This is a genomic window from Streptomyces sp., from assembly GCF_019510245.1.
Taxonomy (GTDB): Bacteria; Actinomycetota; Actinomycetes; order Streptomycetales; family Streptomycetaceae; genus Streptomyces.
On sequence record NZ_JAEKKT010000274.1, the window covers coordinates 1 to 11,821 of the forward strand.

Annotated in this window: 7 protein-coding genes and 3 pseudogenes; 4 read left to right on the forward strand and 6 right to left on the reverse strand. The window is 69.7% G+C overall.

Annotated features, from left to right (window positions below; translation table 11 throughout):
- Together JF597_RS48610 and JF597_RS48615 are read right to left on the reverse strand one after the other, a co-directional pair.
- Positions 1–968, reverse strand: a 968-nt coding sequence (locus JF597_RS48610; protein ID WP_294012150.1) for an alkene reductase, incomplete at its 3' end; no start/stop codon positions are given.
- 594 nt (positions 969–1,562) lie between these two features.
- Positions 1,563–2,899 (reverse strand): annotated as a pseudogene (locus JF597_RS48615) (aldehyde dehydrogenase family protein).
- A gap of 173 nt (positions 2,900–3,072) precedes the next feature.
- Between JF597_RS48615 and JF597_RS48620 the strand changes: the two are divergent.
- Positions 3,073–3,996: a helix-turn-helix transcriptional regulator gene (locus JF597_RS48620; protein WP_294012152.1), complete on the forward strand. Its 924-nt coding sequence runs from the start codon at positions 3,073–3,075 to the stop codon at positions 3,994–3,996.
- 225 nt (positions 3,997–4,221) lie between these two features.
- Here the strand turns inward: JF597_RS48620 and JF597_RS48625 are convergent, their stop codons facing one another.
- Positions 4,222–4,518, reverse strand: a complete 297-nt coding sequence (locus JF597_RS48625; protein WP_294012155.1) for a hypothetical protein — start codon at positions 4,516–4,518, stop codon at positions 4,222–4,224.
- 126 nt (positions 4,519–4,644) lie between these two features.
- On the opposite strand from JF597_RS48625, the gene JF597_RS48630 reads away from it, so the two are divergent.
- Together JF597_RS48630 and JF597_RS48635 are read left to right on the forward strand one after the other, a co-directional pair.
- Positions 4,645–5,217, forward strand: a complete 573-nt coding sequence (locus tag JF597_RS48630; protein ID WP_294012158.1) for a GNAT family protein — start codon at positions 4,645–4,647, stop codon at positions 5,215–5,217.
- A 1,374-nt stretch (positions 5,218–6,591) separates the two neighbouring features.
- Complete coding sequence (locus tag JF597_RS48635) at positions 6,592–6,855, forward strand: helix-turn-helix domain-containing protein (protein WP_294012161.1); 264 nt, start codon at positions 6,592–6,594, stop codon at positions 6,853–6,855.
- Positions 6,856–6,867: 12 nt separating this feature from the next.
- On the opposite strand, the gene JF597_RS48640 is transcribed toward JF597_RS48635, so the two are convergent.
- The 3 genes and pseudogenes from JF597_RS48640 to JF597_RS48650 form a co-directional block, all read right to left on the reverse strand.
- A complete protein-coding gene (locus tag JF597_RS48640) occupies positions 6,868–8,235 on the reverse strand; it encodes a vanadium-dependent haloperoxidase (protein WP_294012163.1) in 1,368 nt (455 codons plus the stop codon).
- 804 nt (positions 8,236–9,039) lie between these two features.
- The gene (locus tag JF597_RS48645) at positions 9,040–9,333 is read right to left on the reverse strand and encodes a hypothetical protein (RefSeq protein WP_294012166.1); all 294 of its coding nucleotides are present in this window, start codon (positions 9,331–9,333) and stop codon (positions 9,040–9,042) included.
- A gap of 62 nt (positions 9,334–9,395) precedes the next feature.
- Positions 9,396–9,653 (reverse strand): annotated as a pseudogene (locus JF597_RS48650) (DUF1731 domain-containing protein); the annotation flags it as partial.
- Between the two features lie 478 nt (positions 9,654–10,131).
- On the opposite strand from JF597_RS48650, the pseudogene JF597_RS48655 reads away from it, so the two are divergent.
- A pseudogene (locus JF597_RS48655) lies at positions 10,132–11,821 on the forward strand (SpoIIE family protein phosphatase); the annotation flags it as partial.

The following is an 11,821-nucleotide window of genomic DNA, read 5'->3' on the forward strand; positions in this document are numbered from 1 at the left end:
AACAGTTCCGGCCGTGGTTCGTTCTCCGGGTGGCCACCCTGCCAGCGCTGGAGCAGGTCGGGGTTGGCGATGAGGGCCCGGCCCACGACCACGGCGTCGGCGTGGTCGGCCTCGATCTGCTGGAGCGCCTGCTCGCGGGTGGTCTGCCCCCCGAAGGGGCCGCTGTTGACGATCAGCTTGCCGTCGAAGCGCCGCCGCAACTCCTGTACCAGGTCGCCGCCCGGCTCGGCGTGCAGTACGGAGAGGTAGGCCAGGCCCAGCGGGCGCAGTTGGTCCACCAGGGTGCCGTAGGTGGCCAGGACGTCGTCCCGGTCGGTCTCGAAGACGTCCCCGAGGTCGACCTCCGGCGAGATCCGCAGTCCGACCCGCTCCGCACCGACGGCCTGGGCGACCGCCGTGACAACCTCGACGACGAAGCGGGCGCGGTTCTGCGGCGAGCCGCCGTACTCGTCGGTGCGCTGGTTGGCCGCCGGGGAGAGGAACTCCTGCAGCAGGTAGCCGTTGGCACCGTGGATTTCCACGCCGTCCGCTCCCGCCTCGATGGCCCGGCGGGCCGCGGTGACGAAGTCCTTAAGGGCTGCCCGGATCTCTGCGGTGGTCATCGCTTCCGGTACGGGGTAGGGCTGCTCGCCCTTCTCGGTGAACGTCTTGTTGTCGATGGCGATCGCGCTGGGGGCGAGGATGCGGCGGCCGCCGTTGATGTCGGGGTGGGTGCCGCGGCCGGCGTGCATGATCTGCAGGACGATGCGGCCGCCCTCAGCGTGCACCGCCGCGAACACCCGCTGCCAGCCGGCCGCCTGCTCGTCGGTGGCGATGCCCGGCTCACCGACATACCCCTGCGACGCGTGGTCGGGGTAGGCGCCCTCGGTGATGATCATTCCGACGCTCGCCCGCTGCCGGTAGTACTCCACCATCAGGTCCCCGGGAATGCCGGAGGAACCAGCCCGGACCCGGGTCATCGGTGCCATGACGATGCGGTTGGCGAGCTCGATCTTCCCGAGGGAAACGGGCGAGAAAAGCAACGGAACGGGCGAAACTTCTGAAATGTTTACAGTCATGGGCTTCTTTCTTTCTGTAATACGGAGGAAAACGGGATGAAGGTCTGCGACCCAGGGGGTACACGCTGCCCCGGCGGAGGCGGATGAGGTCCTCGGGCAGGCGCATACCCGCTGACGGTGACGCGGTTCCATGACCGCGATCGGGGTGTGGATGGTGTTGGCGGCGAACGCGGTAAGAGCCGCATGCCGTCGGCGTCGTCGCCGGTCAAGCGCAACTGCCCGCCGGGGTAGGGGCGTTTCGCTCCTTGCGCACGATCAGCCATCAGCCAGGCGACGAAGTCATGGGCGCCGCCGCCGGAGTCGGTACGGACCGGTGTCTGCAGGCCGCGCCGCAACCGGCTCCCTCGACGCGCCCCCGCGAAGAGGACCGATCCACGCCCTCACCTGGAACGCGCTTTGGGCGGTGGCGGGAACCGCGATCTCAGCGCTCCTCATCCTCACCGGCCTGAGGCACTTCCGCCGGCCGATCGCCCCTCGGACAGCCTGCTCCACGAAAGCGCGAGACTAGCTGAGCGGCACGTCCGCGACGGCCTTGAGATGGCTGAACGTCTCCAGGGAGTAGCGGCCGTGGTAGCGGCCCATGCCGCTTTCGCCGACGCCGCCGAAAGGCAGTCCCGGCATGAGCAGTTGCATCACCGGCTGGCCCCAGGCGACGCCGCCGGAGGACGTCTCATTCACGAGGCGCGACTTGGTGTCCTCGGAGGTGGTGAAGGCGTAGAGCGCGAGTGGCTTGTCGCGTTCGTTGATGAAGGCGATGGCGGCGTCGAGGTCTTCGACTTCGACGACGGCGAGGATCGGGCCGAAGATCTCCTCTTGCATGACCGGTGACGCGGGGTCGAGATCGGTCAGCACGGTCGGTGCGATGTACAGGTCGTCGCGGTCGTGCTGGCCTCCCACCGCCGCCCGGCCGGAGTCCAGCAGACGGATGAGCCGGTCGAAGTGCCGCTCGTTGATGATCCGGCCGAAGCCGGCTGAGGTCTGTGGCGTGGTCCCGAACTGGGCGTCGACCGCCGCGCGCAGGGCGGGAACCAGTGCGGCGGCGGTGGCAGGATCAGCCAGAACGTAGTCGGGTGCGATGCACTGCTGGCCCGTGTTGCCGAACTTGGCGCCGACCAGCCGCTTCGCGGTCTCGTCCACGGCGCCACGAAGACCGGTGACTTCCCTCCGAGTTCGAGGGTGACCGGGGTGAGGTTCTTGGCGGCTGCGGCCATGACGATCCGGCCTACCGTGCCGTTACCGGTGTAGAAGATGTGGTCGAAACGCTGTGTCAGCAGGGCCGTGGTCTCCTCGGCGCCTCCCTCTACCACGGTGAGGACGTCGGCGTCGAAGTACTGGCGCAGCAGGCGGGAAGCGACCGCCGAGGTGTGCACGGACATTTCGCTCGGCTTGGCCACCACGGTGTTGCCGGCGGCCAGGGCGCCGATGATGGGGTCGATGAGAAGGTGCAGCGGGAAGTTCCACGGGGCGATGACCAGGACGACGCCGAGCGGGTCGTACGTGGTGTAGGCCGTGGTCGTGGGACCGAAGTGGGCAGGAACCTCCACCGGGCGGGGCTCAAGCCAGCTCTCGAGGTTCGCCAGTGCCTCGTCGATGTCGGCGACGGTGAAGTCGATCTCCTGCATTTTCGCCTCGGCGGCGTTCTTCCTCAGATCCGCCCAGAGCGCATCGAGCAGCTCCTGCTCGTTCTCCACCAGCAGGGCCCGCAGCCGCTGCAGCTGGCTGACGCGCCAGTGAAGTGGGCGGGTGACACCGGTGTTGAACGTCGCACGAAGGCGGCCCACCACCTCCGCAGCCGTCTCGCTCTGGTGCGTCCTCGACTCGATCCCCTGTGTTGCGCTCATGGGATGTACTCCGTTCCTGATCCAGGCCACGGCCCGGCCGTCTTCCAGCCGGGCACAGTGACGAGCGTCCCGGACGGACCGGCATCCACCCAGGTCACGGCTTTGCGTACGTGAGCGATGCCTACCACTGGTTGGGTCAGGAAGGTTTGCGTCCGCCCGTGGATACTCGAGGCATGGACGAATACCCCGAACCGGTGCACGAGCTGGTCGCCGGCGCTCTGGACCCGCGTGCCGAGCTCAGCGAGTTCCTGCGCACCCGACGCGCCCGGCTGAAGCCGGAAGACGTGGGGCTGCCGGACTACGGGCGGTACCGGCGGGTGCCGGGGCTGCGCCGCGAGGAGCTGGCGCAGCTGGCCGGGGTATCGGTGGCGTATTACACGCGGCTGGAACAGGGCAACGGACGGCACGTGTCGGCGGAGGTCCTCGACGCCATCGCCCGCGCGCTCAGACTGAGCGACGCCGAGCACGCCCACCTCACGCACCTGGCGAAACCGAAGCAGCACAAGAAGAAGCCGGCCGGCCGCGCCCAGCAGGTGCGGGGCCCCCTGCGGACGCTGCTGGACACCATGGACGGTGTTCCGGCGATCCTCGTGGGGCGGCGCTCGGACATCCTCGTCTGGAACCGGATGGCCGCGGCGGTCTTCGGCGACTGGGCCGAGTTGCCGGCGAGGGAGCAGAACTGGGCGCGGCTGGTGTTCCTGCGGCCCGAGTACCGCGACCTGTTCGTGGACTGGGAGCACAAAGCGAGCGACGTCGTCTCTCAGCTGCGCATGGACGCCGGCTCCCATCCGGACGACCCCCGGCTGTCCGCGCTGGTGGGCGAACTCTCCGTGAGGAGCGAGGAGTTCAGGCGGCTGTGGGCCACCCACGACGTCAAGGAGAGGTGCCACGGTATCCAGCGCCTGCATCACCCGCTCGTCGGCGAACTCGATCTCCGCCTCGAGTCGTTCCACCAGGCCGACGCCCACGAGCAGATGCTGGTCACCTACCACGCCGAACCGAACTCCCCGTCGGCGGAGGCCCTGCGACTGCTGGCCAGCTGGGGCGCGGATGCGACCCGGGCGGGAAAGGGCACGTCGTCGGCCCGCACGGCTTGATCAACTCCCCTTGATCACCGGTAGTCGGCTGCGCGCCACGCCCGCGTGGCTCTGTCCGCGAGAACGGGCAGCGGATGTACACCGGTTTGGGAGGCAGCCGCCACCCGAGAGGGAATCGAAATCTTCACGGGTTTCGACAGCAGCACTGGCACGGAGAGGTTGCTGCTGGGTGCGGTGGCCGACGCCGTTGGGGTCTGGTGCCCTGACCGCATCGGTGCGCCGGCTTCAGGCAGGTGGAAGCGGCCCTGCGACGGTGACCGTGCCGGTCCACCAGTCCGGTTGATCGGGTGCGTGCCACAGGACGTCGAGCCGGCGGTGGATGAGTTCCTCCGCCTTCTGAACCAGGGCCGCCTGCGCGATGTCCGGCTCGGACGAGGGCGGAGGACCAGCGAGAGTGCCGTCGGCGATGCCGGCCGGCCCGGTGAAGTGGACGGCGTACCTCCATCCGTCCGGGGTCCGGTACAGGACGAGGCTGGTCGGCGTCCCGAAGATGCGCCAGTACGGACGCCGTTTGCTCGCCATGCCGGCACGGTAGTGCGGACTCGCCGCCCATCCGGCGCGTCCGGCGTCACCGCGGACGTACGCGCCCCCAACCCCCCGGATAAAACCGATGGTCGGGGGCGAGCGTGACGCGGCAGGATGCTCCGCATGACCTTGCCCACCCCCGAGCTGCACACCGCCCGCCTGCGACTGCGGCCGTTCACCGAAGCCGACGCGACCCCGCTCTACGCGCTGCACAGCAGCGCCAACGTGCTGCGCTACTGGGACTCCCCGCCGTGGACCGAACCGGCCCGCGCCCAGCGCTTCATCGCGACCTGCCGGACGATCGAGGAGGAAGGCACGGGAGCGCGGGTGGCCGTCGACCGCGTCTCCGACGGCGCGTTTATCGGCTGGTGCGGCCTGACCAGCTGGAACCCGGACTTCCGCAGCGCGTCCTTGGGCTACGTCTTCGACGCCGCCGCGTGGGGCCACGGCTACGCCACGGAGACCGCGCACGCCGTCCTGCGGTGGGCGTTCGACACCCTGGACCTGAACCGCGTCCAGGCCGAGACCGACACCCGCAACGTGGCGTCCGCCCGGGTCCTGGAGAAGCTCGGCTTCGTCCGCGAAGGCACCCTCCGCGAGGACTGCGTCGTCAACGGCGACGTCTCCGACTCCTGGGTCTTCGGCCTCCTCCGCCGCGAGTGGCACCCGACGGCCACGCCGACGGCCGGCCGCTAGGACCGAGACCTGCCCGCCTTTCGGTCCGCAACCCGTTCGATGTTCACGAGAAGCGACAGCACCCGCGCACGCCGATGAGGCTGTGGCCCCTCAGGCAGACCCTACGAACTACGTGATGCTCCAGCGATGCGGATGGTCGGGATCGGTGGGGCAAGCGAAGACGTTGAGCTCGCCGGAGCGGCCCACGGTGACCTCGGTGGGCGGCCGTCTCGAGCGCGACCAAGTCCAAGGCGATCGAGCGCGCGGGGGCCATGATGCGCCATCGCGTCAGCCGGTCGGGCTCGCAGGGGCGTTGCAGGATGGCGGGCCCGTGCCCCGACGCGGACCGCTGCGGTCCGGACGTCGTCGAGGTCCGCGGTGCGGCTGCTTCCGGCGGGCGAGGACCGGGCTGAGGGGGACCGGTGCGCGGGCTGGCTGGCGGTTCCCACCAACCAGTGCCGCCCGAGCAGGGTCCGACGAGGAGGTGAACAGCTGGTTTGCCGGGGCCGTTTCATGTCCCTGTCGAAAGCTCGTTGCGGCAGCAGCCGACCGACGCCGCGGCCCGGGTGCCTCCCGAAGCACTGAACAACTGCTGTCGAAACCGGTGAACAAAGCCACCCCGCAGGTCGGTGTTCTCCGTCGGATCAATGGCGACGGTGGCCCAAAAGCGCACTGCCCAAAGCGCCGGGCAGCGAGCTACCGTGCGCGAGCCGGCCGCACGTCGTCACCGCCGGCCCTACGGACCGGGGGTGACCGCTGTGCGACGTTTGGCCGGGCCGGACGGAATCTGCGAGATGGTGACGCAACTGCCGCATCCCGGGCTGCGGCCCGGGGTGCGCAGTTACCGGGGTTTCCGGCTGGCGTTCGAGCGTTCCCGGCGGCGGCTCGAAGTGCCCAACGCGTCCGTGACGTTGGTGCTGGGGTTCGGTGACCCACTACGGATCAACAGAGCGCAGCCGGTCGGGCAGACGGGGCAGGGCGGCCAGCCCGGGACCTCGTACACCTCGCTGCTCTCCGGACTGCACACCCGGGCCAGCGTCGGCGAACATGACGGACGGGCGCACGGCATCGAGGTGGTCATGGCGCCCTGGACCGCGTTCACTCTGTTCCGGACGCCGATGGCCGAGCTGGCCGACTCCATGGTGGACCTCGCCGACCTGCTGGGCCGGCCGGCGTACGACCTTGCCGGGGCACTCGCCGAGACCCCCGGGTGGGCCGCCCGCTTCACCCTGCTGGACACCTTCCTCACCTCCCGCGCCCGGACCGGCCCACCCGTCTCCCACCGTCTGGTGTGGGCCTGGCGGCAACTCGTGTCCGGCAGGGCCACGGGGTCCACCGTGGCGAAGCTGGCGGGCACCGTCGGCTGGAGCGAGCGCCACCTCGAACGCCGCTTCCGTGAGCAGATCGGCCTGTCACCGAAAGCCACCCCGCGTCCTGCGCTTCCGGCACGCCCTACGTCTGCTGGACGCCCACCTCCCCCTGTCCCAGATAGCCGCCGCCTGCGGCTACTACGACCAGGCCCACCTGAACCGCGACTTCAAGGCAATGACCGGCCGCTCCCCCTCCCGCTTCATCACCGAACGCACCCATGGCGCCGGCTTCGCCCAACTGGACCGGGAGGAGGGACAGGTCACCAGTGTCGTACTGACCGGCCACTGAGGGGTACGAAGCTCAGGACCCCACCGGTCCCAGCCGCGGCAGCACTGACCTCGTCGCCACGTCCTCGCCCAGCTTCAGCCCGTCGCTCGCGTCCCACGGGTAATGCACCCCCAGATACACCCGGCTGTCCGCGTCTTCCTGGGCGGCCTGGCGGAAGCTGGTGAAGGTCCGCTTCTTCTGCGGCGAGGCAGGGTCCTCCGTGGCGACCTCGAAGGTCATGGTGTCACTGCCGAAGTACCCCTTCATCACCGCCGCCCAGGCGCCGGCGAACGCCGCGTGACCCGAGGCCCAGGCGGGGAAGCACGGTGTGAGCGGCGAACCGTCGCGGGCCGCGGACAGCGGCTGCCACGAGGGGTCGATCCCGTTGTGGATTGCGGAAACGGGACGCCACAGGTCGATCGGCGTCAGATACTTCACATCCCACTCACCGATAGCGCTGTCCGCCATCGCCAGCGACACCAGCGCGAACAGCCGCGCGTTCTCGTACTTGCTCCTGATGTCGCGCGCTTTCGCGATGCGGATCGTGGCGTCCAGCAGCTGCCCCGGCGGCTTGAACGTGCCCTTGATGTTGTTGCTGACATCCGGCCCCAGGTCGTTGGCCCAGAACGTGGCGATCGCCGTCTGCTCGGTGGTCCGCTGCGTGGATCCCCGGCCCCCGAGCAGGCGCACCTGCTCGACCTGGTAGGCGTACGCCGGACTGGCAAGCAGCGTGGCATAGTCCGCGAAGCTGCCCGGCGTGGTCGGCCGGTACTCGGACCCGGAACTCATGGTGAACGGCTTCACCTGCCCCCAGAAGGGCGTCACCGCCTTGCTGGTACTACAACCGGGCTCACCCGTGGGACGCCACGCCCCCGGCACATCGTCCAGGTTGTACAGTCTCTGGTTTTCCGAACCGTCGCTGGAGCGGGCCTTGATCATGTTGTTGTAGATCGTGCCGACGATCTCGTTGTCGATGATGTCGAACTGCGTGGGCGGCGTTCCGAACCGGTCCTGGAACACCTTGTCCAGATACGCGGTCTGGTTCGGGTACAGGTGATGCAGGATGTTGTACGCCGTCCGCCCGATGATCCGCTCCTCCTCGTCGGGCCCCTGACCGAGGTTCGGATACTTGGGCGCCGACAGGTAGGGCTTGTACGCCATCGTGTAGAAGGTGTTCTGGTACGAGCTCTCCCCGTCGTAGATCGCCGCGTTCATCATCGCCGCCGACCGGGCCAACTCCCCCGGCGACCCCTGCGAACCATCGGCCTGCCGGAACATCTCCAGCAGTACGCCGTTCCAGTACTGCGTCGGATCACCGTTGTAGTTCGGCGCGGCGGCCGCCGTCTGCGCGGGCAACGCGAGCGTGCTCCCCGCAGCCAGCAACGCCAGCCCCGCGCCCAAGGTCAGCGCCTTCCGAAACGACCCGCGGTACCCTGCCGATCTCTTACGTCTCCCCGATGTACCGAACAACCCCATGACGTCTTCCCCTCCCCGGACGGCGGCGGCCGGTCGGCGGGAGCTCTCGCCCCATCGGCGCTTTTCCGCGCACGCAACGGCCCCGCGCATGTCATGTTCTGACCGAACGGGGCCATCCTGTTGCGGGGGTTGCTGTGAGTCTTGGATATTTCCGCCATCGCGGGGGCATGGGCAGGGTTCGCTGGGCCCCCTCCCAAGGGTGCACATTGCCCGGCTACGCCGCCCGGAGCGCTTCAAAAGCGCCGGTCACGGCCTTTGTCGCCTCCCTGGCGTCGGCGCTCGCGCAGGAGCGCAGATTCGCGCAGGCGAGCAGGGCCACAAAATCGGCCCCAGCCCGGCCCCGGCATCGGTATCCGGGCTCGAGCTGCTCCTGGACCTGGGCGGCGACGGCTGTGCTGCAGCGCCTCCCGCACCTGTTGATGGTGCCGGTCGAGGGCGGCCCGGACCTCGGAGTCACTGTTCTCGCTCCCGGCAACCAGCTCAGCGCCCTGCCGCGGAGAACAGAATCAGGCACAAGGCCCTCAGGCCGCGATGCGAGAGAACAGGCTCAACGGCCGCCGCACGGGTCGTCGCCCGCAGACATCGGCTTGGAGTCGGCCGCCAGACAGGAGGAGTACACCCGCGGGGGTGTGGGCTGCGGCTCCGGTTTCGTCGCGGCGCTCCCGGCGATGATGACCACGGCACCGACGCAGATCAGCCCCGCTATCGTGGCGAGCCCGGCGCAGCGGCTCACCGGTCGCCGCTGAAGTGATCGTGAATTTCATCGCTGCAGTCGTCCGCTCCAGCCCGGGTTCGCGTGAATGCCAGCACGCCGTCGTCCGCGGTGCCTTCCTCCTTCGCCTTGGCCAGCTGCGTCTCGATGTCCGCGATGTACTCGGCGCACTCGGCGCTGACGCGCTTCTCGGGCTGCGGGTCAGGCGCGGGAGAGGCGTTCAGGGCGACGGTGGCGGCGATACCGGCCGCGCACAGCACCGCCCATACGCCAACCCACGTGCGGCGGCTCATCCGTAACGGCTTGGGCATTTAGGCATCCTACGAGTGGTTTTGTTGAGCAGAACCGGATCTGGCTCACTGCTTGTGGCCGTCTACACAGCGCGGCTGCTCGATTCAAGGGCCCGTCTCGATGCCGCACGAAGTAGCCTAGCCCGCTCTGCGAGAGACCAGCGGCCCTCTCCCACTCGGAATACGCGAAGGCGAACCCGGCGGCACAAAGCCGACCCGGCACCGCTCGACGGCTTTGAGCAGCAGCTCCGTGGCCGAGCGCAGCGCGAACGCTCCCACCTCGGCCACCCAGCACGTCGTCGGCAGCCCAGCGGCACACCCCAGGCCGTGCGCAACATCCGCCAGCCCCACGGCGCACCCTGCACCAGTGCGGGCCCTTGAGCCCGCGCGCCACTGAATACCTCCGTTCCGGCCACGGACATGATCGCGGACGGAGCGGTCCACCGCAGTACTCGCGCCCGGGGCGGCAGCCGCAGCGCCCTCCTGAAGGGATCCGCTCTTCTCCCGGACCGCCGAGGGCCGCGCTGTCGTTCGACGTCTGCCCGCCCCGCACCGAGGGTGCGCAGCCTCCATGCGACTCGGCCTCGACGGCGTGCCGGTACAGAGCGGCGATGACCATGGAACGACTGCGAAGGAACATCGGTCGTCGACTGGTCGTCGGCTGCCACCCGCGTCACCGTGCGGCCCGCTGGTGTGGGCGTAGCGGCCCCGGGTGTTATTGAATGAGGTTTGCGGTCAAGAATCCCGGGACTCTGTCGCCCGGGTTCTGGTACGGCTCCGACGTGGTGCCGGGGTCGGCGAGCAAGCTGAGAGAGTCGCATGGACTCCACCCCACCCCCCTCGTCTGCGTCACCGTTCGACATGGTCAGCAGCGCTTTGGGGCAGTACATGCCAGTCGACGGAGCGGCAGCGGCCGCCGGATCCGCCGACCCGCAGGGGGACAGCGCCGCCCGTCGGGACGTATCCGACAACCCGACCCCCGCCGGTCAGGAGCAAATCCTCGGCGCGGTCAATCTGGACCGGGATCTGAGAATCACCCGCTCCAATCTGGACGCCCCGGTCTTCGCGGGGGTGGAGGCCGTGGCCGGGAGCCCTTTCGTCGATCTCCTGCCTCCCTCGGACGTACCGACGGTCACCAGGCGCCTGCGGCAGGTCCTCGAGACCGGTGAGCCGCACGTCGCCCGGGTCCAGCGCCTGCGACGCGGCGACGGGTCGGAGCTGGTGGTCTCGATGAGCATCCTGGCCGCCGCGGCGCCTCAGGAGGGCCTGACCGTCTCATTGATCGCCATGGCCAGGAGGCTGCACCTGTACGCCGCCGAGACCGCGATCGGCACCTCGTTGGACATCGGCGAGACCGCGCAGTCGCTGGCGGAGTCCCTGCTGGCCTGGGGTGACGTGACGGCCGTCGACCTCGACTTCGCCGTGTGGACGGGTGAGGCGGTCACCGAGCAGCCGCAGGGGCGCCTCCGGCTGCGGCGGGCGGCCCTGGTGCCGGACCGGGCGTGGCCCGACGGCTACGTGACCCCGGGCAACGACCTTCCCGGCGATGCGAGTCGACTGCTGTCGCAGGCCATACGGCGTGACGATGCCGCGCAGGCCATCGTCATACCCGACCGAAAAGCGATCGAACGGGTGCTCGTCAATCCTTGGCTGGTACGTGCCCTGGTGCCCGGCGACCAGGCGGCGGCCGTGGTGTGCATACCGCTGGTCCTGGACGGCACGCCGCCCGTCGTCCTGGGTGTCGCGGAGGTCTGGCGGCGGGCGGACCGCCCCTTCGCGGACAGCGAGCTCTTCGACCTGCAGGAACTGGTGGCCAGGACCTCCCACCACGTGGACCTGGCCCGCCAGCACCAGCGCGAGCACACACAGGTACTGGCCTTGCAGCGCCGACTGCTGCCGGGCTGGGCGCCGCGGCGACCATGGGACAGCTGAGCATGGAGGCCCGCGCGCTGCTGTCGGCGGGGCTGGCGCCCGACGAGGTGCTGGAGCACCTGGACGAGACAGTGGCGCTGCTGGACGACGCGGATTCCGGGCTGGCGGCCGGTTACAGCGCCCTCGGGTCGACCTGCTGCATCGCCGTGTACGACCCGGTCAGCCACCACGTGGCGGTGGCCAGCGCCGGCCACCTCCCCCCGGTCCTGGTACCCCCGGACGGACCCGCCGGCCCGGTCGCGATACGTCCCCACCCCGGACTCGGCGCCGAGTTCGCGCTGCGGGAGCCGTACGACGTGCACGCGTTCCGTGCGCCCCCGGGCTCGCTGCTCGCCCTCTACACCGACGGCCTGGTGGAGGATCCCCGCCTGTCAATCGACGAGGGCATCGACAGGCTGACGGACGCCGTGTCCTCGGTGCACCCGTGGGACGCCCTGGACCAGGCCGCACGGCGCGTGGTCTCGGCGGTGGCGCCCACGCGTCGGCGCGACGACGTGACTCTGCTGATCGCCCGCATGATCGGTTACCGCAAGGAGGACACCGCGACGTGGCGTCTGCCCGCCCGCGGCGATGCGGC

What these genes read in the sequence shown, in the direction of transcription:
- JF597_RS48645 (WP_294012166.1), bottom strand. Translation starts at nt 9,333, where the DNA reads ATGCCCAAGCCGTTACGGATGAGCCGCCGCACGTGGGTTGGCGTATGG.
- JF597_RS48625 (WP_294012155.1), bottom strand. Translation starts at nt 4,518, where the DNA reads ATGGCGAGCAAACGGCGTCCGTACTGGCGCATCTTCGGGACGCCGACC.
- JF597_RS48620 (WP_294012152.1), top strand. Translation starts at nt 3,073, where the DNA reads ATGGACGAATACCCCGAACCGGTGCACGAGCTGGTCGCCGGCGCTCTG.
- JF597_RS48630 (WP_294012158.1), top strand. Translation starts at nt 4,645, where the DNA reads ATGACCTTGCCCACCCCCGAGCTGCACACCGCCCGCCTGCGACTGCGG.